28 protein-coding genes are annotated in these 26,967 nt (G+C 39.5%); 4 read left to right on the forward strand and 24 right to left on the reverse strand.

Features of this window, described 5'->3' with window-relative positions:
• Nucleotides 1–101: 101 nt before the first annotated feature.
• The 16 genes from QZ114_RS01530 to QZ114_RS01605 form a co-directional block, all read right to left on the reverse strand.
• Entirely contained in the window at nt 102–917 is an 816-nt protein-coding gene (locus QZ114_RS01530; RefSeq protein WP_295498926.1) for an endonuclease/exonuclease/phosphatase family protein, read from the reverse strand.
• A 51-nt stretch (nt 918–968) separates the two neighbouring features.
• Nucleotides 969–3,149: a PTS transporter subunit IIBC gene (locus QZ114_RS01535; RefSeq protein WP_295498929.1), complete on the reverse strand. Its 2,181-nt coding sequence runs from the start codon at nt 3,147–3,149 to the stop codon at nt 969–971.
• 187 nt (nt 3,150–3,336) lie between these two features.
• Nucleotides 3,337–4,263, reverse strand: coding sequence for a permease-like cell division protein FtsX (ftsX, locus tag QZ114_RS01540; protein ID WP_295498932.1), 927 nt, complete (start codon nt 4,261–4,263; stop codon nt 3,337–3,339).
• Nucleotides 4,256–4,948: a cell division ATP-binding protein FtsE gene (gene ftsE, locus QZ114_RS01545; RefSeq protein ID WP_295498935.1), complete on the reverse strand. Its 693-nt coding sequence runs from the start codon at nt 4,946–4,948 to the stop codon at nt 4,256–4,258. The genes ftsX and ftsE overlap by 8 nt, the downstream gene beginning before the upstream one ends.
• 17 nt (nt 4,949–4,965) lie before the next feature.
• Nucleotides 4,966–6,061 (reverse strand): peptide chain release factor 2 gene (gene prfB / locus QZ114_RS01550; protein WP_295498938.1). Its coding sequence is split into 2 segments (ribosomal slippage): nt 4,966–5,988 and nt 5,990–6,061, totalling 1,095 coding nucleotides; the frame shifts between segments, so codons are not numbered across the junction.
• Between the two features lie 106 nt (nt 6,062–6,167).
• On the reverse strand, nt 6,168–6,824 hold the full coding sequence (locus QZ114_RS01555) for a CBS domain-containing protein (protein WP_295498941.1): 657 nt from the start codon (nt 6,822–6,824) through the stop codon (nt 6,168–6,170).
• Between the two features lie 414 nt (nt 6,825–7,238).
• On the reverse strand, nt 7,239–7,949 hold the full coding sequence (locus tag QZ114_RS01560; protein WP_000062219.1) for an ABC transporter ATP-binding protein: 711 nt from the start codon (nt 7,947–7,949) through the stop codon (nt 7,239–7,241).
• Nucleotides 7,949–8,713: an ABC transporter ATP-binding protein gene (locus tag QZ114_RS01565; RefSeq protein ID WP_295498944.1), complete on the reverse strand. Its 765-nt coding sequence runs from the start codon at nt 8,711–8,713 to the stop codon at nt 7,949–7,951. The genes QZ114_RS01560 and QZ114_RS01565 overlap by 1 nt, the downstream gene beginning before the upstream one ends.
• Nucleotides 8,713–9,669, reverse strand: coding sequence for a branched-chain amino acid ABC transporter permease (locus QZ114_RS01570; RefSeq protein WP_295498947.1), 957 nt, complete (start codon nt 9,667–9,669; stop codon nt 8,713–8,715). Before QZ114_RS01570 ends, QZ114_RS01565 begins: the two co-directional genes overlap by 1 nt.
• Before the next feature lie 3 nt (nt 9,670–9,672).
• Nucleotides 9,673–10,542 (reverse strand): branched-chain amino acid ABC transporter permease, encoded by an 870-nt coding sequence (locus tag QZ114_RS01575; RefSeq protein ID WP_042901218.1) that lies wholly within the window; start codon nt 10,540–10,542, stop codon nt 9,673–9,675.
• 114 nt (nt 10,543–10,656) lie between these two features.
• Entirely contained in the window at nt 10,657–11,817 is a 1,161-nt protein-coding gene (locus QZ114_RS01580) for an ABC transporter substrate-binding protein (protein ID WP_295498953.1), read from the reverse strand.
• A 66-nt stretch (nt 11,818–11,883) separates the two neighbouring features.
• Nucleotides 11,884–12,171 (reverse strand): YlbG family protein, encoded by a 288-nt coding sequence (locus QZ114_RS01585; RefSeq protein ID WP_295498956.1) that lies wholly within the window; start codon nt 12,169–12,171, stop codon nt 11,884–11,886.
• 82 nt (nt 12,172–12,253) lie between these two features.
• Nucleotides 12,254–12,844 carry an ATP-dependent Clp protease proteolytic subunit ClpP gene (gene clpP / locus QZ114_RS01590; RefSeq protein ID WP_295498959.1) on the reverse strand — a complete coding sequence of 197 codons (591 nt, stop codon included), beginning with the start codon at nt 12,842–12,844 and terminating at the stop codon, nt 12,254–12,256.
• Between the two features lie 167 nt (nt 12,845–13,011).
• Complete coding sequence (gene upp, locus QZ114_RS01595; protein ID WP_295498962.1) at nt 13,012–13,641, reverse strand: uracil phosphoribosyltransferase; 630 nt, start codon at nt 13,639–13,641, stop codon at nt 13,012–13,014.
• Between the two features lie 87 nt (nt 13,642–13,728).
• Nucleotides 13,729–14,196 carry a cytidine/deoxycytidylate deaminase family protein gene (locus QZ114_RS01600; protein WP_295498965.1) on the reverse strand — a complete coding sequence of 156 codons (468 nt, stop codon included), beginning with the start codon at nt 14,194–14,196 and terminating at the stop codon, nt 13,729–13,731.
• 15 nt (nt 14,197–14,211) lie between these two features.
• Nucleotides 14,212–14,769 carry a TetR/AcrR family transcriptional regulator gene (locus QZ114_RS01605; protein ID WP_295498968.1) on the reverse strand — a complete coding sequence of 186 codons (558 nt, stop codon included), beginning with the start codon at nt 14,767–14,769 and terminating at the stop codon, nt 14,212–14,214.
• A gap of 124 nt (nt 14,770–14,893) precedes the next feature.
• On the opposite strand from QZ114_RS01605, the gene QZ114_RS01610 reads away from it, so the two are divergent.
• Genes QZ114_RS01610 through QZ114_RS01620 form a run of 3 tightly spaced genes read left to right on the forward strand, consistent with a single transcriptional unit; the run spans nt 14,894 to nt 17,537 of the window.
• Entirely contained in the window at nt 14,894–15,739 is an 846-nt protein-coding gene (locus tag QZ114_RS01610; protein WP_295498971.1) for a DegV family protein, read from the forward strand.
• 55 nt (nt 15,740–15,794) lie between these two features.
• Entirely contained in the window at nt 15,795–16,967 is a 1,173-nt protein-coding gene (locus QZ114_RS01615; protein WP_295498974.1) for an NAD(P)/FAD-dependent oxidoreductase, read from the forward strand.
• Between the two features lie 48 nt (nt 16,968–17,015).
• Nucleotides 17,016–17,537, forward strand: a complete 522-nt coding sequence (locus QZ114_RS01620; RefSeq protein ID WP_153209062.1) for a DUF1697 domain-containing protein — start codon at nt 17,016–17,018, stop codon at nt 17,535–17,537.
• Nucleotides 17,538–17,578: 41 nt separating this feature from the next.
• On the opposite strand, the gene QZ114_RS01625 is transcribed toward QZ114_RS01620, so the two are convergent.
• Complete coding sequence (locus QZ114_RS01625) at nt 17,579–18,319, reverse strand: MerR family transcriptional regulator (RefSeq protein WP_295498980.1); 741 nt, start codon at nt 18,317–18,319, stop codon at nt 17,579–17,581.
• 234 nt (nt 18,320–18,553) lie between these two features.
• Between QZ114_RS01625 and QZ114_RS01630 the strand changes: the two genes are divergently transcribed.
• Nucleotides 18,554–19,894: a sodium-dependent transporter gene (locus QZ114_RS01630; protein WP_295498983.1), complete on the forward strand. Its 1,341-nt coding sequence runs from the start codon at nt 18,554–18,556 to the stop codon at nt 19,892–19,894.
• 40 nt (nt 19,895–19,934) lie between these two features.
• On the opposite strand, the gene manA is transcribed toward QZ114_RS01630, so the two are convergent.
• The 7 genes from manA to QZ114_RS01665 all read right to left on the reverse strand — a co-directional run bounded on the left by manA (nt 19,935) and on the right by QZ114_RS01665 (nt 26,809).
• Nucleotides 19,935–20,879, reverse strand: a complete 945-nt coding sequence (gene manA, locus QZ114_RS01635) for a mannose-6-phosphate isomerase, class I (RefSeq protein ID WP_295498985.1) — start codon at nt 20,877–20,879, stop codon at nt 19,935–19,937.
• Nucleotides 20,880–21,041: 162 nt separating this feature from the next.
• Nucleotides 21,042–21,389, reverse strand: a complete 348-nt coding sequence (locus QZ114_RS01640; protein WP_295498988.1) for a glyoxalase/bleomycin resistance/extradiol dioxygenase family protein — start codon at nt 21,387–21,389, stop codon at nt 21,042–21,044.
• 74 nt (nt 21,390–21,463) lie between these two features.
• Nucleotides 21,464–21,619 carry a hypothetical protein gene (locus tag QZ114_RS01645; RefSeq protein WP_295498991.1) on the reverse strand — a complete coding sequence of 52 codons (156 nt, stop codon included), beginning with the start codon at nt 21,617–21,619 and terminating at the stop codon, nt 21,464–21,466.
• Nucleotides 21,620–21,816: 197 nt separating this feature from the next.
• Complete coding sequence (gene spxB, locus QZ114_RS01650; protein ID WP_000191822.1) at nt 21,817–23,592, reverse strand: pyruvate oxidase; 1,776 nt, start codon at nt 23,590–23,592, stop codon at nt 21,817–21,819.
• A gap of 207 nt (nt 23,593–23,799) precedes the next feature.
• Nucleotides 23,800–26,022 carry a heavy metal translocating P-type ATPase gene (locus QZ114_RS01655; protein WP_295498994.1) on the reverse strand — a complete coding sequence of 741 codons (2,223 nt, stop codon included), beginning with the start codon at nt 26,020–26,022 and terminating at the stop codon, nt 23,800–23,802.
• A gap of 9 nt (nt 26,023–26,031) precedes the next feature.
• Nucleotides 26,032–26,403 carry a cupredoxin domain-containing protein gene (locus QZ114_RS01660; RefSeq protein ID WP_295498997.1) on the reverse strand — a complete coding sequence of 124 codons (372 nt, stop codon included), beginning with the start codon at nt 26,401–26,403 and terminating at the stop codon, nt 26,032–26,034.
• 10 nt (nt 26,404–26,413) lie between these two features.
• Entirely contained in the window at nt 26,414–26,809 is a 396-nt protein-coding gene (locus QZ114_RS01665) for a CopY/TcrY family copper transport repressor (RefSeq protein WP_295499000.1), read from the reverse strand.
• Nucleotides 26,810–26,967: the final 158 nt, after the last annotated feature.

A 26,967-nucleotide genomic window follows, 5' to 3' on the forward strand; every position in this document is an offset into this window, starting at 1 on the left:
ATCTTCATAAGTTAATTTCATAATAAAAACACCCCAAAAGTTAGATTTTTCTGTCTAACTTTTGGGGTGCAGTTCATACATCTCTTAACCTTTTTCTATTGTTATTTCCAACTTAACAGAGCATTCAAACCATAGTGGTCACTGACTTGAGGACTATTTTTGCCATCAAAAACCACATGCAAGCTTTCCACTTGTAGGTCTTTTGTTGTAAAGACATAATCAATGCGAAGAGGTTCTGTATTCCCCTTCCAACCATCAATTTCAGGTGGAACAGTGTAACTACCACTTTTCTCTTTAGCAAGCTCAAAAGCATCTTGTAATTCTAATGGACTAGCTAAAATAGCTTGGTAACCTTCCTGACCAGCTGGGTTGTTGAAATCTCCAGCCAGCAAAAGTGGCTTGTTCAATTCTTTCAAAACAGCCTCAAATCGTGCCCATTCTTCTTGGAAACCTTTATCCCACCAAGAAAGGTGAACACTGGCAACTGCAAGCTCCTTGCCATCGACTACAGTCTCAGCTAGGGCAACACGACGAGTATGATAGTCTGTTGGGTCATCCACATCTGAAACCAAAATTTCTCGTGCTTCAATAGGTGTTTTAGATAAAATAGCCACACCTTCATGATAGCGATCATAACCGATGTGGTTATAGGCCCAGGTCCAATAGTAATTTTTCCCTTGTTCAGATAATTTTTCAACTAAGAGTCTAACATAGTGGTCTTGGTGAATCGGCTCAGCTGCTGGCAAAGCTTGATAGAGATCAGTAACTTCTACCTCTGGCGAGGTAATCTCCTGATTGATTTCTTGGAAACAAATCAAATCATAGTCTTTATTAAGAATATCCTCAAGCAAGAGCTGGAATTTTTCCTCAGCTTCTTTTTCCATCCAGCTATGAGTATTGAGTGTTAAAAATTTCATGTTTTTCTCCTAAAACAAGAGGTTGGAAAACAGCTTCCAACCTCAAGTATATTACAATTCTACTTTAGCAACTGCTGTTTTAGCTGCAAGAGAACCTGTTTGTTCTAATTTAACTGATTTAATAGCTTCAGCATTTGTGAAGACAACCACTGTTGAAGTTTCACGACCTGCTGCACGGATAGCATCCAAGTCAGCTGTGACAAGAAGATCACCTGCTGCAACTTTTTGTCCTTCAGCAACATGAACTGTAAATGGTTTTCCTTCAAGACTTACTGTGTCCAAACCAATGTGAACAAGTACTTCAAGGCCTGCTTCAGTCACAAGACCAAGAGCATGTTTTGTAGGGAAGATGCTTGATACAGTACCTGAAACTGGAGATACAATGTTTCCATTTGCAGGTTCTACTGCAAATCCATCACCCATCATTTTTTGAGCAAATACTGGATCTTTCACTTGTTCTAAAGCAATAACTTGACCGTCTGCTACTGAGTAAACTTCCTCAGTAAGACCTTTGAATTGAACAGTATTTTGTTGCGCTTCAGTCATTTGACTTGGAAGAGTTTCAGGAATGATTTCTCCTGAATCAAGGATATCTTGGATATCAGATTTCAGTACGTCTGCTTTTGGACCGTAGATAGCTTGAACTCCTTGTCCTTTCATGACAAGACCCATAGCTCCTTCTGCTTTCCATTGTTCTGCATCACCGACTTTGTCAGCATCTTTAACAGTTACACGAAGACGAGTCATACATGCATCAACATCAACGATGTTTGCACGTCCACCAAGAAGGTTGATAATGTTTACAGCTTGAGAACCTGCTGCAACTTTTACTTCGCTGCTAGCTTCTTCTGAACCTTCAGCAGTTTCGTAGTTTCCGTTACGTCCTGGAGTTGCGTAGTTGAATTTTTGAATCATGAAGTTTGCAATAAAGTACATGATTACAGCAAAGAGAACAGTCACCCAAACGAAGTTAACGATATCCATACCGATACCAGCACTGATCGCAATAGGTGTACGAGTCAAGAACTCGATTGAACCGAATGAGTGCATACGGAGGTTTACGACGTCAGCCATAGCAAAGGCCGCACCTTGAACAAGTGAGTAAACAAGATACATAGGTGTTGCGATGAACATGAACATGTATTCGATTGGTTCAGTAACCCCTGTCAAGAATGTTGCAAGAGCTGTTGCAATCATCATACCTTTGTATTTGTGTTTCTTGTCAGCATCAACATTGCGGTAGATCGCAACAATCACACCCATCAAGATACCGAATGAACCAATCATTTGTCCAACTTTGAAACGAGCTGGGTGAACTGTATCTAACAAGTGTTGGTATTGAGTAGCATCAGTACCTTTAAGGTTAACAAGGTCTGTTACCCATGCAAGCCAAAGTGGATCTTGACCAAATACTTGGCTACCTTTTGCTGCACCAGTTAAGACTTCATAAGTACCACCAAGAGCTGTATAGTTCATTGGGATAGTCAACATGTGGTGAAGACCAAATGGCAAGAGCAAACGTTCCAATGTACCATACAAGAATGGTGCAAGGATTGGAGCAGTTTCTTGTGAGTTGGCAATCCAGATACCAAAACTATTGATACCAGTTTGCACAAGTGGCCAAAAAATTGAAAGAATGATTGCAGCAATTACTGAACGAAGAATAACTACAAACGGTACAAAACGCTTTCCGTTAAAGAATGAAAGTGCATCAGGAAGTTTACGGAAGTTATAGTATTTATTGTAAGCAGTTGCTCCAATAAAACCAGAAATAATCCCTACGAAGACACCCATGTTAAGTGCTGGGGCTTCCATAACACTGATAAAGTAATCAGAAACTTTGATTGACCCACCTAGTAGTGTTGAAACCATAGCATCTGGATTTTTCAACATATCACCTGATACACCAAAGATTGTACCAGTGATACGGTTGATTAGGATAAAGGCAAGACCTGCTGCAAACGCACCTCCTGCACGTTCCTTAGCCCAGCTTCCTCCAATAGCGAGGGCGAACAAAATATGAAGGTTAACGATAACCCCCCAACCAATTTGCTCAAGAATTCCACCTGTGATGACAAGTGGTGCAAAAGTTGGGTTAATCATCACTAGTGACTTACCGATTGAAATCATCAAACCAGCAGCCGGCATAACAGCGATAACCACCATCAAAGCCTTACCGAATTTTTGCCAAAACTCGAAAGACAAGACATTTTTGAATGTATCTTTCATCATTCAAATCTCCTTTAATTTTATTTAGGCAAACGTTTTACGAAAACGTTTGCACTTAACTATGTATTCATTATACCACTTTAATTTTTTTTGTAAAGGCTTTTATTAAAAAAATAGAGAAAAAGAGAAAGTTTTTATACTTCCTCTTTTATATTTACACTATTATTCTAGTATTTTAAGAAATGTAAGATTAAATCTTTAGGAAACGTCTCATTGATATACCTGATCCAATCGAACCAATAAAAATTCCAATAACGAATAAAAGAGCAATCATCAAAGGACTAAATATTTCTGGTGAAATCATAGATAGATTTTGTCCTACCAATGACTGGTTAACAGAATTATAAACCATTTGATAAATAACAAACACCAAAGCTGATGGGATTGTTGCTCCTAGTAAACCAATGAAGGCACCTTCAAGTAGGAATGGTCCTCGGATGTAACTATTCTTAGCACCAACCAGACGCATAATTTGAATTTCTCGACTGCGGGAAATGATTGTAATACGAATGGTATTTGAAATCAAGAATACTGCAATGAAAATCAACAATCCTGCAATAACCAATCCCCAGACACGGATGAACGAAGCCAACTGGAACAGACGTTCAGTATTGGCACCACCGTCTTGAACCTCAGAAACTCCATCAATCTTTTTAACTTCTGTTGCTACTTTCTTAACATCACTTGGTGAATTCGTATCAACAATATAGGCGTCATAAAGAGGATTTGCATCACCATCAAATATTTTCCAATTATCCCCCATTGTCTCTGTTAGTTTTTTATATTGTTCTTCTTTACTTGAAAAAGTCACAGTTTTTACAGTAGACATATTCTTCAAGGCATTGTACACCTGATGGTAGTTATTATTTGTAACTGTTTGACCTTCTTTTTCAATTGTTTCACTGTTATCTGCTACATCCTTACGAAGGTAGACAACAACACGAACATTGTTTTCAATATCAGTGGCAAGTTTTGCTGTGTTAAAAATGACAGATGCAAATAGAGCAACAAGTGTCAATGTAATCATAACTGAACTCACAGCTGCCACTGTCATCCAGCCATTCCTTTTCAAACTTTTTAGTGATTCAAATAAATGACGAAAAAATCTACTAATCATCGTATCCATACTCTCCTTTTGCTTCGTCACGGACAACACGACCATTTTCAATGGCAATGACACGGTGGCGCAAAGTATTTACAATCTGACTATTGTGAGTAGCCATCAATACAGTTGTACCTTGAAGATTAATACGTTCCAAGAGATTCATAATTTCCCATGAATTATCTGGATCCAAGTTTCCTGTTGGCTCATCAGCAATCAAAACTTTTGGATTGTTGACAATGGCACGGGCAATCGCTATCCGTTGTTGTTCACCACCTGAAAGCTCATTAGGGAAAGAACGCACCTTGTGTTTCAAGCCAACCAAGTCTAAAACTTCCATGACACGCTTTTTAATGTTGCGGCGACTCTCACCGATTACTTCCATAGCATAGGCAATGTTTTCATAGACAGTTTTCTTAGGTAAAAGTTTATAATCCTGAAATACCACCCCGACACTACGACGTAGCAATGGAACATCCTTTTTCTTAATTTTAACAAGATTAAAACCTGCAACTTTAAGGTCGCCTTTATCAATTTTTACTTCTCTATACAAAGAACGAATAAAGGTCGATTTACCAGCACCTGATGGACCTACTATATAGGCAAATTCACCTGGTTGAACTGTAACTGAAACACCACGCAAGGCAGTCGTTCCATTGTCGTATTTTTTGACAACATCTCTCATTTCAATAATTGACATGTGAGTTCCTTTCTATCTTAGCTAATTCTCCACTTGAGATAGGCATCAATAAAACCATCTAGATCTCCATCCATAACCTTATCTACCTGAGCAACTTCAAAGCTAGTTCGGTGATCTTTTACCATAGTATACGGTGTGAATACATAAGAACGGATTTGACTTCCCCATGTGATTTCTTTTTTCTCACCTTTTAGGGAATCTACTTCAGCAGCTTTCTTTTCTTGCTCCATTTGATAGAGCTTTGCCTGCAACATCTTCATGGCACGATCCTTATTTCCATACTGGGTACGATCTACTGTTGACTGAACGACAGTACCTGTTGGAATGTGGGTCAAACGGACACCTGTCGATACTTTATTGACGTTTTGCCCACCAGCTCCACCTGATCGGAAAGTGTCCATCTTAATATCATCTTCACGTATTTCTACTTCAATGGTATCATCCAACTCAGGCATGACTTCTACTGATGTAAATGATGTGTGGCGACGTTTAGCAGAATCAAATGGTGATATCCGAACTAAACGATGGACACCCATTTCCGACTTAAGAAGCCCATAAGCATTTGGCCCTTCAAAAGACAAGGTCACCGACTTAATTCCAGCTTCATCACCAGCTTGGTAATCCAAGACTTCAACTTTAAAACCTTTAGCATTCCCATAACGAGTGTACATTCGAAGTAACATATCACCCCAATCCTGTGCCTCTGTACCACCTGAACCTGGATGAATTTCCAGTATGGCATTATTGTGGTCGTAGGGTTCAGACAAAAGTAGAGTCATCTCATAGCTAGTCATCATCTTATCTAGCTCACTCAATTGTTCTACTAATTCTTCTTGCACAGAATCATCTTCTGCTAAAAAGTCTAATAAAATTTCAACTTCATCCTGCAATTCTTCCATTTTATGAAAGGTATTGTAAGTGTTTTTTAATTCATTTAATTCTTGCGACGTTTTTTGAGCCGCAATATTATCGTTCCAAAAATCAGGTTCTGTCATCTTGTTTTCTAAGATGGCAATCTCTTCCTCTAATCTTTCGAGGTCAAAGAGACCCCCTAAAAGAAGCTAATTTTTCACGATTTGCGTCAATTCTCTGACGAATTTCTGAAATGTCCATAGATACTCCTTTTTTATATCGTTTTATTATATCATATTCTTCCATTTCTTTCCATCTTTTGCTCTAACCCCCTTTTCATGAAAAAGAAGCCTTTCGGCTTCCCTTCTTATAAAACTTTCGCAGAGGTGCGAGTAATCTCCTCTACTTGAATTCCTTCTCCTTCAAATTTATCTTTTAGAGAAGACAAATCAAACATCCCATCAATCTGAACCTCAATGACTACTTTACCATCTTTACGCGGAATATTGACTGTATGCGAGATATTCAAATTTTCTTCAACGATTAGAGAAACAATTTTTCCAAGTACACCAACTTCATTTTCCGTAATAAAACGCACTCGAATTCCTTCTTCACCATAACCAGCAATTTCAAGAAATGCTTGGAAAACGTCACGATCAGTAATAACTCCATACACTTGATGGTTATCTACAACAGGAAGAATACCAATCTTGTTTTTCAGCATCAAATAAGTTGCATCTTCTAGACTAGCATAACCTGAAACAGTAACAACATCACGAATCATGACATCTTTTACTTTTGTCTTATTCAGAAGATAGTTCATCTCATAGATAGAAAGACTTGTTGCTTTAGATGGACTTGCTTGCGCAATGGTTCCCTCAGTCACCAAACCAACCAATTGATCATTTTCGATAACAGGCAAGCGGTGTAATCCTTGCTCTCTCATCAAGTCTGCTGCATGTGATACTGTCGTATCAGGACTAATATAAACGACCTTGCGGGTCATAAAATCTTTAACTGCCATGAGACTTCTCCTTTTCTATTCTTATCCCTATTATACAATCTTTTTGTAAATCTATCAAACGCTTACATTTCTTTTTCAAGATTCTGAAAAGTATGAATAAGCTAGCAAAAAGAGCTCCGATATTGAGCTCTATGAATGAAGGGTTTAGAATCTCCATTCCTATTTTTAATCATTAGCAAACAACATACTATTTTATTACTAATATGTCTACACTATTTTTGTATATCAGCTAAAAAGGTCCACCGGACTATTAATGAGGATTACTTCGTAATCTTCATTTGCAACCTCAACTAGTCTCCCAGACTATGCGAAGATTGCTTACGCAATCTCCATCTGCCGACTAAAACAATCCACTGGATAAGATAATTGCTTCGCAATCTTCATTTGCAACCTAAACTAGTCTCCCAGACTAGTTTAGCCACCCAGATATGCTTTTCTGACTTCTTCTGATGAGGCGAGTTCTTTTCCTGTTCCTGATAGGACGATTTTTCCTGTTTCCAGTACATAGCCTCGGTCAGAGATTGCGAGTGCTTTATTGGCGTTTTGTTCAATCAAGAGGACGGTCGTTCCTTGTTTCTGGATATCTTGAATGATATCAAAAATCTCTTGGATAAAGATTGGAGCAAGTCCCATTGATGGTTCATCTAAAAGAAGAAGTTTGGGTGTTGACATGAGGGCGCGTCCCATGGCAAGCATTTGTTGTTCCCCTCCTGAAAGGGTGGCTGCATCTTGGTTTTTCCGTTCTTCTAGACGCGGAAAGCGTGAGAAAACTTTCTTCAAGTTAGCTTGATTTTCTTCACGATTTTTCTTTAAGAAAGCTCCCATTTCTAGATTTTCCATAACAGTCAAGCCAGGGAAGACGTGGCGTCCTTCTGGTACTTGTGAAAGGCCACCTGCTACGATTTTCTGAGCTGGCATTTTTTGGATTTCTTGACCTAAAAATTCAATCTTTCCTGAACTCGGTCTAACTAAACCAGACAAGGTACGGAGAATGGTTGTCTTACCTGCACCATTGGCACCGATAAGGGAAACAACTTCTCCTTCATTCACTTCAAAGCTTACATCACGGACTGCTTGGATCATACCGTAATGCACTGAAAGATTTTCAACTTTTAACATAGACATTAGGCTTCACCTCCTAGATAAGCTTCGATAACACGTTTATTGGTCTTAATTTCGTCTGGAGTTCCTTGAGCAATTAAACGACCATATTCAAGTACGTAGATACGTTCTGTAACTTCCATGACCAGATTCATATCATGTTCAATCAGCATAATCGTAATCTTAAATTCATCTTTGATGCGACGAATTAACTCAGTCAATTCGGCTGTTTCCTGTGGGTTCATACCTGCAGCTGGTTCATCTAAAAAGAGAATTTTAGGTTCCGTAGCAAGAGCACGAACTATTTCCAAACGACGTTGTTGTCCGTAGGCAAGATTTTTAGCAAGAGTCTCTGCATCACCATCTAAATCAAATATTTTTAGCAATTCCAAAGCTTTAGCTTTTAATTCTTTTTCACTCTTATAAAAAACTGGTAAGCGTAAAAAACTAGCAAAAACATGTTGTTTGTGATGGTTGGCAAAAGCAATCAAAACATTGTCCAAAACGGTTAAATCTTTAAAGAGACGAATATTTTGGAAAGTACGTCCAAGCCCCAAAGAAGCAATCTTATATGGTGCCTTTCCATTCAAAAGGTGACCATCTAGGGTTACTGTTCCCTCGCTTGGTTCATAAACACCAGTTAAGAGGTTGAAAAGAGTCGTTTTACCTGCTCCATTTGGACCGATTAGTCCAACCAGTTCTCCTTCGTTCAATTCAAGAGTCACATCTCCAACAGCTGTTAGACCACCAAAATGTTTGGTTAACTGTTTTACTTCAAGTAATGCCATTAGTTTTGTTCCTCCTTCTTAGATTTTTTAAAGAAACGTGATAAGCTCAATTCCCATGTTCCAAGGAGTCCACCTGGTCTGAAAATCATGACCAATACCAAGGCCAAAGCGTAAATAATCATACGCACACTGGCAACATCTTGGAGAAGCATATTCAATATTCCAAGAACTATAGCTGAAACAATCGCACCTGTAATTGAACCAAGTCCACCAAATACAACAATGATCAAAACGTTGATTGAGTTGATGAAAGTGTAATCTTTCGGTACAACCGAACCGATAAATCCTGCCTGAAGTGACCCTGCAATACTTGCAGTAATAGCACCAAAGACAAAGGCGATGATTTTAATTTTAGTTGTATTAACCCCAACTGACTCAGCAGCGATTTCATCCTCACGAACTGAAAGAGTTGAACGCCCAATTGGACTACGCAAGAAGTTCAGGGTTGCAATGGTTGTAATCACGACAAAGAAATAAACCATTTGCCAAGTTGTAAAGTTAGGAATTCCCAAGATACCTGCCGCACCGTTTGTAAGGCTTCCACCATTGATGATAAAGATACGAATGATTTCAGAAACACCTAGTGTAGCAACAGCTAAGTAGTCCCCCTTCAAGCGCAAGGTTGGAATTCCGACAAGTAAGGCAACCGCTCCTGAAATCAAAGCACCTACAAGCATGGCTCCAAAGAAGGCAGCATAAGTTGGTGATTTAGAACCAATAATAGCTGCGGCATAGGCACCAATCGCCATGAAACCAGCATGCCCAAGTGAAAATTGTCCTGAAAAACCAACGATTAAGTTGAGACCAACAGCTAGAATAATATTAATTCCAATTTGTTGTAAAATCTGTACATAGAATAGATTGAGTACTCCGACTGAAACCAGAACGCTAATCAAACCATAAGTAGCTAACAAAAGGAGTAACCATAGAATATTAACTTTTAAATTTTCCTTCATCGTTTACACCTTCTCTTTCACATTCTTACCAAGGATACCAGCCGGACGGACAATCAAAATCAACAACAAGATTCCATAAACAATGGCATCACGGAAGTCTGACATTCCAAAGGCTGTCGCAAAGGTTTCCAATAGACCAATTACAAAGCCACCAAGGGCTGCACCCGGAATAATCCCGATACCACCAAGTACAGCGGCAACGAAAGATTTAAGCCCTGGAGTAACCCCCATCAAAGGCTCAAGAGAGTTATAATAAAGGGCAATCAGAACACCAGCCGCACCCGCAAGAGCAGAACCTAAAGCAAAGGTAAAGCTGATAGTACGGTTTACATTAATCCCCATCAATTGTGCTGCATCGCTATCCACTGATACTGCGCGCATAGCTTTCCCCATCTTGGTCTTTTGAACAATGACTTGTAATAAAATCATCAGAATCAAGGAAATGGCCAAAATCATTAACTGCACATTTGTTAAGCTAATTGGTCCCAAATCATAGCGAACTGTTTGAATCGCTTGAGGAAAGGCACGGGTATTAGCACCAACCAGATAGACCATTCCATACTCCAATAGGAAAGAAACCCCAATAGCTGTAATCAAAACAGCAATACGAGTAGAGTGACGCAAAGGTCGGTAAGCAAGGAACTCAATCACGACACCAAGAATGGCCGTCGCTAGCATCGCTACAATAAGCGCTATAAAGAAATTCATTTGGAAAGAATTAATCAAGAAATAACCGATAAAGGCTCCCATCATATAAATATCACCGTGGGCGAAGTTGATGAGCTTGATAATTCCGTAAACCATGGTATATCCTAGGGCTAACAGTGCGTAAACACTACCTAGAATCAAACCATTTACTAGTTGTTGGAGCATAAAATTCACTCTTTCTAATTCTAATTTTGAGGGTTCTCCCTCACTTTTGATAGGTTCTTAAACATCGAAACAGGGAGTGAGTCAGAGGCTCATTCCCTATTTCAACATTTTCTATTATGGTTTTACAACCTCTGCTGCTTCAACCTTACCATTGTTCATAGTCATCATGTAAGCAGTTTTGACTGTGTTGTGGTCTGCATCGAAACTTGTTTTACCAGTTACACCTTCAAAGTCTTTTGTTTTAGCAAGATTATCCTTGATTTCACCTGAATTTTTAGCACCTTTTGCTGCGTTTGCTACAAGGTGAACTGAGTCATAAGCCAAGGCTGCAAATGTTGAAGGCTCTTCATTGTACTTAGCACGGTATGCGTCAAGGAAAGCTTTTGCTTTAGCTGAAACTTCTACAGTAGTTGAGAAGCCTGAGATAAAGTAGATATTTGATGCTTTTTCAGCAGTTGCTTGTTGCACAAACTCTTCCCCGTTGAATCCATCACCACCAACGATTGGTTTGTCAATTCCCATACCACGCGCTTGGTTTACAATTTTACCAGCTTCAGTGTAGTAACCAGGGACGATGATAGCATCAAAGTCTTTTCCTTTCATTTTTGTAAGGGCTGCTTGGAAGTCTGTGTCACCTGCTACAAAAGTTTCATCTGCAACGATCTCGCCCTTGTATGATTCGCGGAAAGATTTAGCAATCCCTTTAGCATAGTCACTGGCATTGTCAGTGTAAAGAACAACTTTCTTAGCATTTAATTTTTCAGAAACATAGTTTGAGATAATTTTTCCTTGGAAGCTATCTTGGAAAGTTCCAATAAAGAGGTAATCTTGACCTTTAGTCAATCCATCTTGAGTCGCACTTGGTGAAATCAATGGAACACCTGCTTTTGTAGCGTTAGCTACCGCAGCTGCAGTTGCACCAGATGTCGCAGGTCCTACGATTGCTGATACCTTAGATTGGGTTACAAGGTTGGTTGTAACAGAAGCTGCCTCAGCTGTTTCAGACTTGTTATCTTTATCGACTACTTCGATTTGTTTTCCATCGATACCACCTGCTGCATTGATTTCATCAACGGCCAATTGGGCACCTTTTTGTTCAGATGTTCCGTAGGCAGCTACGGCACCAGTTTCTTCGAAGTTAAATCCAATTTTGATTGTCTTTTCCTCTACTGAGTTACCAGCAGCGTTTGACGCTCCAGACTTCACTTCTCCACAGGCTGCAAGAAGTGCTACACTTGCAAGCGCCACAAACGATAGGGCAAATTTTTTCTTCATTTTTTTCGTCTCCTTATTTCTTAAATAAATAGCTTGTTAAGAATATACCGAATTATCAGAAAATTGTCAACACTTTTCTTGAACTTTTTCAATGATAACGTTTTCCTCTCGATAAAGATTCCCAACAAAGGGTGTTTCCAGCTCTTGGATATGACAAACTCTGACTTTTTTTATAAACTTTTCCTTGCTCAAGCGCCCGACCAATTTCTCCACTTCTTGAGTTGGAACATAAAGCTGCAAGTAACGATGTTTTTTAGAATGGTAGCAAATATCACCATATTCCTGTAGTTTTTTTGCATCTCGATTGTAATAAAGATAGACAATTAATCCCGAGCGATCTGCTTTTTCAAACATAATAAATCCTCTTCCTAAGAAATCTTCTTTTATTATATCAAAAAAAGCAAACCCCGTCTATTGAGTTTGCTTTGCAGAATTCTTAATTTAAGGCATTGTTAGCCATAATTTCATCAATAAAACCATATTCAAGTGTTTCTTGGGCACTCATCCAATTATCACGTTCTGCATCTGTATGGACTTTTTCAACTGGCTGACCAGAGTTCTCAGCCAAGATTTTTTCTAAGTTGTTACGAGTCTTAAGTAAGTGCTCTGCAGCGATAGCCATATCTGTTTGTTGAGTACCACCACCTGTACCACCCATTGGTTGGTGGATCATGTATTCAGCATTTGGAAGCATGAAACGTTTGCCTTTTGCTCCACTTGATGCGATGACTGTACCCATAGATGCAGCCATTCCCATAACGATGGTTTGGACATCTGCCTTGATAAAGTTCATAGTATCAACGATTGCCAAACCAGCTGAAACGGAACCACCAGGTGTATTGACATAAAGGTAAATATCTTTTGTACTATCTTGGGCATCTAAGAAAAGTAATTGGGCAATAACCGAGTTAGCCATATTGTCTTCAACTGGACCTGTCAGCATAATAATGCGGTCTTTTAAAAGACGTGAATAAATATCATATGAGCGTTCTCCACGACTTGTTTGTTCAATAACTACAGGAATCATTTATTTCTCCTTTTGAGTGTTCATGTTATTCGTCAAATGACTGAAGAATAAGACTATTATAATACTTTAGTCAAAAAAGGTCAAATCTTTGCACTGTTCTTACTACAGAAACAAAAACTCAACCTCCTTTCACTACTTAAAATTTTTTTAAAGTTTACATTTAATTTTTACTTAGTACCAAATAAACGGTCTCCAGCATCTCCAAGTCCAGGTACAATGTAACCATGATCATTCAAATGATCATCCAAAGCTGCTGTGAAAATTTCAACATCTGGATGGGCTTCTTGAAGAGCTTTAACACCTTCTGGTGCAGACACAAGACAGACAAACTTGATATTTGAAGCACCACGTTTCTTAAGAGAATCAACAGCCAAGATTGCTGAACCACCTGTTGCCAACATTGGGTCCACTACAAAAATTTGACGTTGGTCAATATCTTCAGGCAACTTAACCAAGTATTCAACCGGTTGAAGTGTTTCTTCATCACGGTACATACCGATGTGTCCAACTTTAGCAGCCGGAACCAAGCTCAAAAGACCATCTACCATACCGATTCCTGCACGCAAGATTGGAACGATAGCTAATTTCTTACCTGCCAATTGTTTTTGAACCGTTTTTGTGATTGGTGTTTCAATTTCTACATCTTCAAGTGGAAGATCACGAAGCACTTCATATCCCATCAACATGGCAATCTCATCTACTAGTTCACGAAAAGCTTTTGTAGAAGTATCTGTACGACGTAAGATTGACAATTTGTGTTGAATCAGTGGATGATTAATGACTTCAAGTTTTCCCATTTTTTGAGTTCCTTCTTTCAATTTATTCTTCTTATTATACCAAAAAATGGGGTGAAAATCTTCCTGAACCATTTATTTTTAATAATTTTAAATTAAATTGGCTTCCTTGATAGCACTTTGTACTGTTTCAAGTGGTAAATGGGTCAACTCAGTTCCCTTTTCTTGATAAAGATATTGGGCATAGTCATCCATCCGATATTGATTGATATAAACCACTCGCTCACAACCCACTTGAAGAAGCTGTTTAGTGCAGTTTAAACAAGGAAAATGAGTTACATAGGCCGTAAAGCCTTTAGGGACACCACGTTCAGCCCCTTGCAAAATAGCATTGACTTCCGCATGAAGGGTCCTTACACAATGACCCTCAATGACGAGGCAGTCATGATCAATACAATGCTCGGTCCCTGAGACTGATCCATTATAACCAGTGGAGATTACCTTATTATCCTTTACAAGAATAGCACCTACTTTTGCACGTTTACAAGTGGAACGATTAGCGATTAATAGGGCTTGAGCTGCAAAGTATTCATCCCAGGCTAGTCTTTTTTCTGACATCATTTTCTCCTTTTATTACTTCTTAAAAAATGGTAATCGTAAATCTGCAATTTTTTCAGCAGGAATCTTCATGCCGTCCTTTATCCACTTAAGGAGGACAGATACGATGGCTGAACTCCAAAAAGAATGGAGATAGCTACTGACTCCTTTTGATTTTCCATGGTATTTTTCTAGAAATTCCTGCATGGCCTGTACAAAAATTTTTTCTAGATGATAATCCAAGGCCAGTTGGATAACTCTAGCCTCTTTTTTAGCTTCTCGAAAAAGGTGAACCCAAACAAGATATAAATCTGTCTTGACATCATAATGATGAAGTTGCTCCATAATATTATGAACACTACGTTTAAAAACACTTTCTAAAATAGCCTCTTTAGAGTCATAGTTTCTATAAAAAGCTGCACGCGAAACCCCAGCTCGCTTGACCAATTCAGAAATACTAATCTTAGTCAAGTCCTTTTTTTCCAAGAGTTGTAAAAGAGCTGTTTCAATCGCTTCTCTAGTTAAAAGATTGGATTCTTGGTTTGATTTTCTGAGATTTTCAAGAGATTTTTCAGATATTTTACGTTCAGACATAACATTTTCTTTCTACTTGTCACAACAGACGGATTAGGCTTTTGTTTCAAGGAATTTCATGATATAATTGTAAAAAAAGACAGAACCTTTGTCAATGTATAAGTGGCAAAGATGGAGAATTTCTATGACTTGGAAAATTGTTGCTGATTCTGGTTGTGATTACCGTCAACTGACAAAACCAGCTATTGACACAACATTCGTAAGTGTCCCTTTAACCATTCAAGTAGCTGATCAGATTTTTGTTGATGATGCCAATCTTGATATCGACCAAATGATGGAAACTATGTATGCAACTGCAGAAGCTTCAAAATCAGCTTGTCCAAGCCCAGATGATTATTTACGTGCTTTTGAAGGGGGAGAAAACATTATTGTGGTGACTATCACTGGAACATTATCAGGAAGCCACAATAGTGCGCAACTAGCAAAAAATATTTATTTAGAAGACCATCCTGAAACCAATATCCATGTTATTGATAGCTTATCAGCAGGTGGAGAAGTTGATTTGTTGGTCGATAAGTTAAATGAATTGATTGAACAAGGTCTCTCTTTTGATGAAGTGGTTCAAGCCATCACTACCTATCAAGAAAAAACTAAGTTACTGTTTGTTCTAGCTAAGGTAGACAATTTAGTAAAGAATGGTCGTTTGAGTAAGCTTATCGGAACTGTTGTTGGTCTCCTTAACATTCGCATGGTTGGTGAAGCAAGTGAAACTGGTACTCTAGAATTACTTCAAAAGGCTCGAGGTCCTAAGAAATCACTTCAGGCGGCCTATGAAGAACTAGTCAAAGCAGGCTATGCTGGTGGCCGTATTATCATGGCTCACCGTAGTAATGAAAAATTCTGTCAACAACTATCCGAACTTATTCTTGAAACCTTCCCTCAAGCAGACATCAAAATCTTAGGCACTTCTGGACTCTGTAGTTTTTATGCTGAAGATGGTGGTTTACTTATGGGTTATGAAATCAACTAATTATTTACATTCCAAGAGACGATCACCCGTCTCTTTTTTGTGGTACAATACTCTTATGAAACATTTTGATACTATTGTAATTGGCGGAGGCCCTGCTGGCATGATGGCTACGATTTCCAGTAGCTTTTATGGGCAAGCAACCCTTCTCATCGAAAAAAATCGGAAACTTGGAAAAAAATTAGCTGGGACTGGTGGGGGACGTTGCAATGTGACAAACAACGGTACTTTGGATGACCTATTGGCTGGTATTCCAGGTAATGGTCGCTTTCTTTACAGTGTCTTCTCCCAGTTTGATAACCATGATATCATTAACTTTTTTACAGAAAATGGGGTCAAACTAAAGGTAGAGGATCACGGACGTGTCTTTCCTGCTAGTGATAAGTCTCGAACCATTATCGAAGCTCTTGAAAAGAAAATAGTGGAGTTAGGTGGACAAGTTGCCACTCAAACAGAGATCGTTTCTGTAAAAAAGATAGACGGTCAGTTTGTCCTCAAGTCAGCGGATGAATCCTTTACTTGTGAGAAACTCATTGTTACAACTGGTGGAAAATCCTATCCTTCTACTGGATCTACTGGTTTTGGTCATGAGATTGCACGCCATTTCAAACATACTATTACAGACCTTGAGGCTGCTGAGAGTCCTTTATTAACAGATTTCCCTCACAAGGCCTTACAAGGGATTTCTCTAGACGATGTGACACTCAGTTATGGTAAACATGTGATCACGCATGACCTCCTCTTTACCCACTTTGGATTGTCTGGTCCTGCTGCTCTCCGTATGTCCAGCTTTGTCAAGGGTGGGGAGGTTCTCTCACTGGATGTCTTGCCTCAACTTTCTGAGAAGGACTTAGCTACATTTCTAGAAGAAAATCGGGAAAAATCTCTAAAAAATGCCTTAAGAACCTTGTTAGCAGAACGTTTGGCAGAATTTTTTGTGCAAGACTATCCTGAAAAAGTCAAACAGTTGACTGAAAAGGAACGTGAACAACTTCTCCAGTCTATCAAGGCTCTCAAAATTCCTATCACTGGTAAAATGTCCCTTGCCAAATCCTTTGTCACCAAAGGTGGTGTCAGTCTTAAGGAAATCAACCCTAAAACTCTGGAAAGCAAGCTAGTCCCTGGACTCCATTTCGCTGGCGAGGTACTGGATATCAATGCCCACACGGGAGGCTTTAACATTACTTCTGCCCTCTGTACTGGTTGGGTGGCGGGATCAAATCCAATCTAAATCTAAATTATTCAATGACTAAATCAGCCCCAAAAGAAAGGAACTACTTTGGAACATATTATCTTGTTAAGGGGAGTTACTCCTAATGGAAAAAATGCTATCCCTAAAATGTCTTATCTAGTAGATATCTTGACAGAAGCTGGTTTTCAACAAGTTCGAACCTATATTCAAAGTGGGAATATCATTCTTGAAAGTGACTTAGATTTAGAAACAATACGAGAACGTGTTCATACTCTAATAAATGAAAATATTGGTGCTGACTTAAAAATGGTAATCAAGAACAAAAGTGATTTTAAAAAAATTGTCCAAGAAAACCCGTTTGGAGAACACTATCTTTATGACCGTATACACGTGATTTTTTATCAAGAATCTATTAAAAGTCTCCCTTTAGAAAAATTGAAAATTGATTACGGTGAAGAAGAAATTTGTATAGGTAACCATTGTCTTTACCTCTATCTCCCTAGAACTGCAAAACAAAAGAAACTCCATACCAACTATCTTGAAAAGCTTTTCAATGTAGATTTGACCATGCGAAAACTAAATGTAGTAGAAAAATTATTAAGCAAGTAGTGTTTGAATTTAGCAAAAATCGGAAGAATACTCCTCCGATTTTATTTTGTCTGAGTTTGGACATAGTGGGCAATGACATTTGATGTGTACTGGGCTGTTCCAGGTCCAAATTTGTCAATGTTTTCCTTAAATTCTGGGTTGTAGACGTAGCCTTTACCGATATGACCGAATACTTCAATAGTACAATCAAATCCATAAGTACGTATGGCTCGCAAGAGTTTAGCTGCTTCTTCTTGATTTGCGTCTGCTGTTACAGGAAGTCCAGCTTGAAGATTTTGTGCCAAGGCTTGAAAAACTTGGTTGAAGGCAGTAGTAGCCTCGTCTTCGTGACCTTTCTGGCGCTCCAGCGCTTGGTCCATGACTTCCTGTCCATATTTCTCTACCGCCTCTTGGTGGTATTTTTGATGGTCTTGGTAGTTAAATCCAGTGAATTTTTCCTCAATGGTCATTTTTATTTCTCCTTTTTGTTCTTGAATGGTTTTTTGCAAGGTGGAAATCAAGCTATCCAGATGTTGCCTTTCTCGAGTCAAATAGTCCAACTGCCTGGTCAAGTGAGGCAATAAATCTGTCCTTTCTTCCTTTAATAGCTCTGCTATTTTTTCTAAAGAAAAACCTAGATATTTGTAGTAAAGAATGACCTGAAGGCGTTCCAAATCCTCCTGACTATAGGTTCGATAGCCGTTTTCCGACTTTAAAGGAACCAAAAGTCCTATCTTATCGTAGTGGTGCAAAGTCTTGACCGAGACACCTGAAAACTGGGCAGCTTCTTTTATATGGTACATGATTTCCTCCTTACAATGATAGTATAACCCCTCCCCTTAGGTCAGAGTCAAGCGTTTTTGCGAAATTTTTTACTTTATCATAACATGAAAATGGTTTTCTTGACAGACCTTAGAAAACATGATAGGATAGTCAAGTCTATCAATCAAAAGAAACGCTCATTTTGAGTACTGATGAGGCTATTTGCCAAGGGCAGTAGCTTTTTCTTTTGTAATACTAATTTTAGGAGTTTAACTATGTCTGAAAAATCGCAATGGGGTTCAAAACTAGGCTTTATCCTAGCATCTGCTGGTTCAGCCATTGGTCTTGGTGCTGTTTGGAAATTCCCTTACATGACAGCTGCCAATGGTGGTGGAGGATTTCTACTTGTCTTTCTTATCTCCACTATTTTAATTGGTTTTCCACTTCTACTTGCTGAATTTGCTTTAGGAAGAAGCGCAGGCGTCTCTGGTATTAAAACCTTTGGAAAGCTTGGCAACAATAACAAGTACAACTTTATCGGTTGGATTGGGGCCTTCGCCCTCTTTATCCTCTTATCTTTTTACAGTGTCATCGGTGGTTGGATCTTAGTTTATCTTGCCATTGAGTTTGGAAAATTATTCCAGTTAGGAGGAAATGGTGATTACGCTCAATTATTCACCTCTATCATTTCAAATCCTCTAATCGCACTAGGAGCCCAAGCAGCTTTCATCTTACTTAATATCTTTATTGTATCACGTGGAGTACAAAAAGGAATCGAAAGAGCCTCAAAGGTCATGATGCCTATGCTCTTTATTATCTTTGTCATTATCATCGGACGTTCTCTAAGCCTTCCAAATGCTATGGAAGGGGTTCTATACTTCCTCAAACCTGACTTTTCAAAATTGACTAGCGCTGGTCTCCTCTATGCTTTGGGCCAATCTTTCTTTGCCCTTTCTCTAGGAGTAACTGCCATGCTAACCTATGCTTCTTATCTCGATAAGAAAACCAATCTGGTCCAATCGGGTATTTCTATCGTAGCTATGAACATCTCGGTCTCTATTATGGCAGGTCTAGCCATTTTTCCAGCCATGTCAGCTTTTAATCTCCAGTCTGAAGGTGGCCCAAGTCTTCTCTTCATCGTTTTACCACAACTTTTTGATAAGATGCCATTTGGTGTTATCTTCTACATCCTCTTCCTCCTACTGTTCATCTTTGCAACGGTCACTTCTTCAGTTGTTATGTTGGAAATCAATGTGGGCAATATCACTAATCAGGATAACAGCAAACGTGCCAAATGGAGTGTAATTTTGGGAATCTTGACCTTTGTCTTTGGCATTCCTTCAGCCCTTTCTTACGGTGTTATGGCTGATGTTCACATTTTTGGGAAGACCTTCTTTGACGCTATGGACTTCTTGGTTTCTAATCTCCTCATGCCATTTGGAGCTCTCTGCCTTTCACTCTTTACAGGCTACATCTTCAAAAAAGCTCTTGCTATGGAGGAACTACACCTTGATGAAACAGCATGGAAACAGGGACTTTTCCAAGTCTGGCTCTTCCTTCTTCGTTTCGTCATTCCCATCATCATCATCGTGGTCTTTATCGCCCAATTTATGTAGTCAAAAAGGACTTGAGTAATGAACTCAGGCCCTTTCTTTTTTATGGATGGCTAACAATTAATTCCAAACCTTGCCCTTCCAAGGTCCAAGCTTCAACATCACTTGGTAGGATAAAATGGCTGCCTTTTTGAATCGGATAGTTTTTCCCGTCAACAGTCAGCTGACCTTGACCAGCTAAGACACTCAACAGGCTGTATTCAGCTGTCTTTTCGAAGTTAACTTTTCCTGTGATTTCCCACTTGTAAACTACAAAGAAATCATTGGATACAAGGAGAGTGGAACGCAAATCATCTGCTTTGACAGTCACAGGACGGCTATTGGCAGGCTCGCCAATGTTCAAGACATCAATGGACTTTTCAAGGTGAAGTTCACGCAAGTTGCCCTTGTCGTCCTTGCGGTCAAAGTCATAGACACGGTAAGTGGTATCGCTAGACTGCTGGGTTTCAAGAATCAAAATTCCTGATCCAATAGCATGCATGGTGCCACTTGGTACATAGAAGAAATCTCCAGCCTTAACAGGCACTTTTGTCAGCAAGGCATCCCAGTTTTTGTCCTCGATTTGCTGACGGAGTTCTTCTTTTGACTTGGCATTGTGACCGTAGATAATTTCTGAACCTTCGTCTGCTGCAATGATGTACCAGCATTCTGTCTTTCCAAGTTCGCCTTCGTTCTCTAGTCCATAAGCATCATCTGGGTGAACTTGAACGCTAAGCCAGTCATTGGCATCAAGAATTTTTGTCAAAAGTGGAAATACAGGCTCAGAACGGTTGCCGAACAATTCACGGTGCTCTGCATACAAAGTCGCAAGGTCTGTTCCCTCGTAGCGACCATTGGCAACTTTAGAGACACCATTTGGATGGGCTGAGATGGCCCAGTATTCCCCGATTTTTTCACTTGGAATGTCATAACCAAACTCATCACGTAGCTTGGTACCACCCCAGATTCTTTCTTGCATAACTGATTGTAAAAATAATGGTTCTGACATCTTGATCTCCTGTCTGATTTTTCTCCCCTCATTATAGCAAAAAAAGAGTTCGAATTGAACTCTTTTTAACATCTTATAAAGTAGGGAGAAAATTTTATAAAAATAGTGAATAAATCCCTTCTTATGCTATAAGTTTTATTGGCGATCAAACTCTACTATACCCTATTTCATACGATAAAAATCAAGCACTAGACCAGCAGGGCCTTTAACTAATAAGGACTCTGTTCCCCAATCCGTTTCACAAGAATCGTGTAAAATCTCGACACCAATCTCTTTTAAACGTTGGTAAGTCTGATTTAAATCCTCAACCTCGATATGAAGAATGATTCCTGACTGAAAATCTTCCAAAGGAATCAAATGATTTTGGGACAACATCAGACAGTGACTGCCAATCGTAAACTGAGCAAAACTGTCATCAACATAATCGGACTTTTTATCCAAAATACGCTCCAAGTCAGCACAGACTTGGGGAACATCTGAAACGATAATATCTAATTGATTTAAATTCATTTACTATCCTCCATAAAAAAACCGGATTGCTCCGATCTGTTTGATTCATAAAATGCAAAAATGAATAGCTTTTGTCAATTAATGGATTGATTAATCGTCAGTAAGCCGTGGTTAATTATTGCAGCAATATCTTCAAGACCATGCAAAATAAAAGTTCCTACAATCAAACCTATAATAATTGAACAGATAATCATTGTCACACAGATTAGATAAATATCCTTTTTTTGCATCTCTTTCCTCCTAATGAATTAAGAAAATCCACTTACTACAGCTATTTAAAAAATCTTTCTCCTTCCCATATCAGTTTTATTTTCTGCTGTTATGTTTTATTATAAGATTTTGAGAAAACGCTGTCAACTATTTATATGCAATTGCCTTATATCAAAAAGACCGGATTGCTCCGATCTTTTCAAGTTCCACGAAGGAATTATTTAATTGCGCGTGATTGCAATCCTTCTTCTTCCAAGAAGAGACGGAATGGTACGAGTTCTTCTGCTTCGTATTTTTCCTTGAAGGCTTTGATTGCTTCTTCTGAGTGAAGTTTTGGATCCAATTCAAGTACTTCTACTGGAAGTGGACGGTGTGGAGTGATGCGAGCATCGATAACAACAGTTTTACCTTCTTTGTTCAATTTAACAGCTTCTGCAACGACTGCGTCGATATCTTCGATACGGTTTACTGTAAATCCAACAGCTCCTTGAGCTTCAGCAATTTTAGCGTAGTCAGCGTTTGTGAAGTCACAACCAAACAAGTGTTTGTTTGTGTCTTCGTATTTGTCCTTGATGAAGGCATATTTATCATTTGAGAAGACAACGTTGATAACTGGAAGGTCGTATTGAACGTTTGTGATAACGTCTGGGTAGCACATGTTAAATGCTCCATCACCCATGATGTTCCATATTTGGCGATCTGGATTGTCTTTCTTAGCAGCGATACCACCAGGAAGGGCAATACCCATTGTCGCAAAGAGTGGAGATGTACGCCACATGTTCTTAGGTGTCATGTGAAGGTGACGAGTAGATGTTTGAGTAGTGTCACCTACGTCGATTGAGTAGATAGCGTCTTGATCAGCATGTTTGTTGATTGCATTGTAAACTTGGTACAATTGCAATTCACCCTCAGTTTTACCTTCGAGTTTGTTCATGTAATCACGCCAGTTTTGGTTGTTCTTAACGTTTGCACGCCACCATGGAGTTGATTCAACTGGGTTTACTTTGTCAAGGATAGCTTTAGCTGCTTGACCTGCGTCACCAAGGATTGAAGCGTCAAGGGCATGACGTTTACCAAGTTTGTAAGGATCGATATCCACTTGGATGAATTTTTCAGTGTTCTTGAATGCTTCGTAAACTTCAGCAAATGGGAAGTTTGAACCAAGGAAAAGAACTGTGTCTGCTTCAAAGACCACTTCGTTGGCTGGTTTCCAACCAACACGGTAAGCAGAACCTGTCAAACCTTCATAGTTCCATTCAAAGGCTTCAAAGTTTTTACCAGTTGTGATGATTGGTGCTTTGATTTTACGTGACAATTCAGTAATCACTTCACCAGCTTTAACACCACCGTAACCAGCGTAAATAACTGGACGTTCAGCATTGTTCAAGATTTCAACAGCTTTGTTGATTTCAACTTCGTTCAAAGCAGGAGCGATGAATGAACGTTCGTATGAACCTGAACCGTAGTATGAGTTTTCGTCGATTTCTTGGAAACCGAAGTTTACTGGGATTTCAACAACAGCTGGACCTTTTTTAGAAACTGCAGCACGGCAAGCTTCGTCGATTACTTTTGGCAATTGCTCAGCGTAAGCTACACGTTTGTTGTATACAGCGATACCGTTGTACATTGGGTTTTGGTTCAATTCTTGGAAAGCATCCATGTTCAATTCGTTAACTGGACGTGATCCAAGGATCGCTAGGAATGGAGTGTTATCCATAGCTGCATCGTAGACACCGTTAATCAAGTGAGTCGCACCTGGACCACCTGAACCAACTGCAACCCCAATTGAGCCACCAAATTTAGCTTGCATAACCGCTGCAAGAGCACCAGTTTCTTCGTGGCGAACTTGCAAGAAGCGGATGTCTTTGTCTTCAGCTAAAGCATCCATCAATGAGCTGAGTGTTCCTGATGGGATACCGTAGATTGTGTCTACGCCCCATGTTTTCAATACATTAAGCATTGCTGCAGATGCAGTAATTTTCCCTTGAGTCATTATAACTCTCCTTCAAATATTTTTAAATTTACTAAGAAGCATTCAGATAATGAAAACGCTTTTAGTAAATTTATTACAACTCTAATTTACCACATTTAATTTTAGTTTACTAAGAATCTGCTCAGAAGTTTTTATTCTCTATTACAGTACAGTCTGAAATCGTTTTACGAAACTGTCTTATAATAAATCAAATTTTAGAAGCACTTTTTACTCTATTTTACTAAAGTTTAGCAGAAGGGAACTGGTCAGAACGGAGACAGAACTAAAGGCCATAGCTAGACCTGCCAGTTCTGGATTGAGGGCCAGTCCAACACCTGAAAAAACTCCTGCTGCTATCGGAATTCCAACAACATTGTAAATAAAGGCCCAGAAAAGATTGAGCAGAATACGATTAAAGGTTTTCTTACTCATGTCAAAGGCTCGCACCACTCCTAGGAGGTTATTAGTTGTCAACACCAAATCTGCTGACTCGATGGCGATATCTGTTCCAGCTCCCATAGCAATTCCCACATCTGCTACACTGAGGGCAGGAGCATCATTGATACCGTCCCCAACAAAGGCTACTTTGCCAGCCGCTTGTAGTTTATGGATTTCATGGGCTTTTTCTTCTGGCAAGACACCTGAAATGACCTCTTCGATTCCGATTTGATCTGCAATAGCACGCGCCACACCAGCATTGTCTCCTGTCAGCATGACTGTTTTAAGACCTCGTTTTTTCAACTGACTGATGGCAAGCTTAGCATTTTCCTTAGGAATATCTTGCAGAGCAAGCAATCCTTTGATTTCATTGTCCACAGCCAAGAACACAACTGTCTTGGCTTCTTTTTCCAGTTGTTCTAGTTTTTCCTGATAAGTGCTAGAAATGTTCATACCATCCAGCATTTTAGCATTTCCAAGCAAAACTTGTTTTCCATTGATTTGCCCTGAGACACCTTTTCCGTGCAAGGCTTGGAAATTTTCAACAGGGTGAAACTCAAGTCCAGCTTCACTCGCTCGTTTCACAACGGCTTCAGCCAGTGGGTGTTGAGAAGCTTCTTCCAAGGAAGCTGCCAATCCAAGCACTTCTACTTCGTCGCCGATGATATCTGTGACCACAGGTTTCCCTTCCGTCAAAGTCCCGGTCTTATCAAAAACAATAGTTTGGACTTTCTGGATTTCCTGTAGAACCGTTCCATTTTTGAGGAGAACTCCCATCTTGGCACTGCGACCTGTCCCCACCATAAGGGCTGTTGGTGTTGCAAGTCCCAATGCACAAGGACAGGCAATAATCAAAACCGCCACTCCGTAGAGAAGAGAGGACACAAAGCTCGCTCCAAGCACGACAAACCAAATCCAAAAAGTTAAAATCGCTAAAATGACAACTGCTGGGACAAAAATTCCTGAAATCTTATCCGTCAAGTCCTGAATTGGTGCTCGGCTGGTCTGGGCTTTCTTCACAAAGTCCACAATCTGAGCCAAAACAGTCTCTGAACCAACTTTTTCTGCTCTAAAAACAAGTGTTCCACTATTATTGATGGTTGAACCAATGACGGTATCTCCAACTGTCTTGTCCACAGGCAGACTCTCACCTGTCACCATAGACTCATCAATACTAGAGATACCTTCTACTACGATACCATCAACCGCAATCTTTTCACCGGGACGCACTCGAATCAGGTCACCTACCTTGACTTGCTCCAAAGGGACTTGAACATAGTTATCCTCACGTAAGACTTCTGCAGTTTTAGCCTGCAAATCCAGTAATTTCTCCACAGCTTGGGAAGTATTTTTCCGCATTTTCTCCTCAAAAACGGCTCCCATAAGAACGAAGAAGAAGATAAAGGCAGCACTTTCAAAGTAAACGGGGAGGCCAGCGAAGAGGGCAACTAAGCTATAGAAATAGGCCACTAGGGTTCCCAGAGCAACCAAGGTATCCATGTTGGCATTGTGCTTTTTAAAACTAGCCCAAGCACTTTGGATATAAGGACCACCTGCTACTAGCATAATCGGTGTTGTGGCTAAAAAGGTGCCCCAACGCATGACTTGGTGACTAATTCCTCCTGTCGACATCCCAATCATGAGGATCACAAGAGGCACAGTAAAGATACTAGTAATCCAAAAACGCTGTAAAAGTGATAGAGATTTTCGAGTCTTCTCAACAACTGTATAACTTCCCTTTTGCATCTTCATACCACAAGAAAATTCATGTTGACCTAATTCTTGAGGTGTAAAACGAATGACTTTCTCCTCATCTACGCCGATTGGTTCCAAGATGCCTTCTTCTTCAAACAGAATTTCCTTGTAACAGTTTGAAGGAGTTGCTCGATGAAAGGTAATCTCAGCTGGAATCCCTTTTTGAAGCTGTATATGAGCTGGATGGTAGCCTTTGTCTGCCGTGATACGGATTTTTTGAACACCATTTTCAAGACTTGCTTTTACAATTTCAGTCATATCATTCTCCTATTCTACAATCATCTTGCCGTGCATCATATTCATGCCACAAGAGAAACCATACTCTCCAGCCTGCTCAGGCGTGATTTCCACTACATACTCTTCCCCCATAGGCAGGTCCGCATGTACACCAAAATCTGGAAAAACAATTTGGTCCAGACAGGGTGAAGGGTCCTTACGGTCAAAGACAATGCGGGCTGGCACTGATTTCTTGAGGATAATCAACTCAGGCGTATAGCCCCCCATGACATCCACTCGAATCTCTTGGTAGCCGTTTTTTTGCTGGGCCCTTTGTCCAGATTTTTCAGGCTTTTTGAAAAACCAAAACAAGATAAACGCGATAAGGGCAATACAAATAATAGTTACAATGCTATTTAACATGACGTCTCCTTTACATACAATTACATTTTACTTCTGTTACAACGCTTGATTTCTTCTCAGAAATCACAGCTTCCAAGTCTTCCAAGTCAGCCTGAGTAAAATCACATTCAGCAATCAAATCAGCCAACAAGTTCTTAATCCTACGAGAACAAACCTTGTCCTTGATATCTTGGACAAGTAAATCCCGACTTTGGTCCAAAGTTAAAAGGGCTGAATAAACAAAAGACTTGCCTTCTTTTTTCCGAGTCAAACACTCTTTCTCAACCAAACGAGCCAAAAGAGTTTGAATGGTCGACTTGGACCAGTCGAACCGCTCCGCCAGAACCCTGATCAAATCCGTACTGGTCTGTTCGCCCTGCATCCAAATAATCTTCATGACCTGCCATTCTGCATCTGAAATCTGCATAATCACACCTCCAAAATCTACATTTGTCGATTACAGTTATTAGTATACTCCTATAATCTACATTTGTCAATTATGAAAATTAATCTTTTCTTTGAAAAATTGAATTTTAACCATATAATACAGGATTTTCAGTCAAATCTTACTATATAAACTATAAA

Origin of the sequence: uncultured Streptococcus sp. (genome assembly GCF_901875575.1) — a bacterium.
Taxonomy (GTDB): domain Bacteria; phylum Bacillota; class Bacilli; order Lactobacillales; family Streptococcaceae; genus Streptococcus.

Excerpts from the sequence above, each read along its gene's own strand:
- QZ114_RS01530 (WP_295498926.1), bottom strand. The coding sequence starts at position 917 with ATGAAATTTTTAACACTCAATACTCATAGCTGGATGGAAAAAGAAGCT.
- QZ114_RS01535 (WP_295498929.1), bottom strand. The coding sequence starts at position 3,149 with ATGATGAAAGATACATTCAAAAATGTCTTGTCTTTCGAGTTTTGGCAA.
- ftsX (WP_295498932.1), bottom strand. The coding sequence starts at position 4,263 with ATGATTAGTAGATTTTTTCGTCATTTATTTGAATCACTAAAAAGTTTG.
- ftsE (WP_295498935.1), bottom strand. The coding sequence starts at position 4,948 with ATGTCAATTATTGAAATGAGAGATGTTGTCAAAAAATACGACAATGGA.
- QZ114_RS01555 (WP_295498941.1), bottom strand. The coding sequence starts at position 6,824 with ATGGCAGTTAAAGATTTTATGACCCGCAAGGTCGTTTATATTAGTCCT.
- QZ114_RS01560 (WP_000062219.1), bottom strand. The coding sequence starts at position 7,949 with ATGTCTATGTTAAAAGTTGAAAATCTTTCAGTGCATTACGGTATGATC.
- QZ114_RS01565 (WP_295498944.1), bottom strand. The coding sequence starts at position 8,713 with ATGGCATTACTTGAAGTAAAACAGTTAACCAAACATTTTGGTGGTCTA.
- QZ114_RS01570 (WP_295498947.1), bottom strand. The coding sequence starts at position 9,669 with ATGAAGGAAAATTTAAAAGTTAATATTCTATGGTTACTCCTTTTGTTA.
- QZ114_RS01575 (WP_042901218.1), bottom strand. The coding sequence starts at position 10,542 with ATGCTCCAACAACTAGTAAATGGTTTGATTCTAGGTAGTGTTTACGCA.
- QZ114_RS01580 (WP_295498953.1), bottom strand. The coding sequence starts at position 11,817 with ATGAAGAAAAAATTTGCCCTATCGTTTGTGGCGCTTGCAAGTGTAGCA.
- QZ114_RS01585 (WP_295498956.1), bottom strand. The coding sequence starts at position 12,171 with ATGTTTGAAAAAGCAGATCGCTCGGGATTAATTGTCTATCTTTATTAC.
- clpP (WP_295498959.1), bottom strand. The coding sequence starts at position 12,844 with ATGATTCCTGTAGTTATTGAACAAACAAGTCGTGGAGAACGCTCATAT.
- upp (WP_295498962.1), bottom strand. The coding sequence starts at position 13,641 with ATGGGAAAACTTGAAGTCATTAATCATCCACTGATTCAACACAAATTG.
- QZ114_RS01600 (WP_295498965.1), bottom strand. The coding sequence starts at position 14,196 with ATGTCAGAAAAAAGACTAGCCTGGGATGAATACTTTGCAGCTCAAGCC.
- QZ114_RS01605 (WP_295498968.1), bottom strand. The coding sequence starts at position 14,769 with ATGTCTGAACGTAAAATATCTGAAAAATCTCTTGAAAATCTCAGAAAA.
- QZ114_RS01610 (WP_295498971.1), top strand. The coding sequence starts at position 14,894 with ATGACTTGGAAAATTGTTGCTGATTCTGGTTGTGATTACCGTCAACTG.
- QZ114_RS01615 (WP_295498974.1), top strand. The coding sequence starts at position 15,795 with ATGAAACATTTTGATACTATTGTAATTGGCGGAGGCCCTGCTGGCATG.
- QZ114_RS01625 (WP_295498980.1), bottom strand. The coding sequence starts at position 18,319 with ATGTACCATATAAAAGAAGCTGCCCAGTTTTCAGGTGTCTCGGTCAAG.
- QZ114_RS01630 (WP_295498983.1), top strand. The coding sequence starts at position 18,554 with ATGTCTGAAAAATCGCAATGGGGTTCAAAACTAGGCTTTATCCTAGCA.
- manA (WP_295498985.1), bottom strand. The coding sequence starts at position 20,879 with ATGTCAGAACCATTATTTTTACAATCAGTTATGCAAGAAAGAATCTGG.
- QZ114_RS01640 (WP_295498988.1), bottom strand. The coding sequence starts at position 21,389 with ATGAATTTAAATCAATTAGATATTATCGTTTCAGATGTTCCCCAAGTC.
- QZ114_RS01645 (WP_295498991.1), bottom strand. The coding sequence starts at position 21,619 with ATGCAAAAAAAGGATATTTATCTAATCTGTGTGACAATGATTATCTGT.
- spxB (WP_000191822.1), bottom strand. The coding sequence starts at position 23,592 with ATGACTCAAGGGAAAATTACTGCATCTGCAGCAATGCTTAATGTATTG.
- QZ114_RS01655 (WP_295498994.1), bottom strand. The coding sequence starts at position 26,022 with ATGACTGAAATTGTAAAAGCAAGTCTTGAAAATGGTGTTCAAAAAATC.
- QZ114_RS01660 (WP_295498997.1), bottom strand. The coding sequence starts at position 26,403 with ATGTTAAATAGCATTGTAACTATTATTTGTATTGCCCTTATCGCGTTT.
- QZ114_RS01665 (WP_295499000.1), bottom strand. The coding sequence starts at position 26,809 with ATGCAGATTTCAGATGCAGAATGGCAGGTCATGAAGATTATTTGGATG.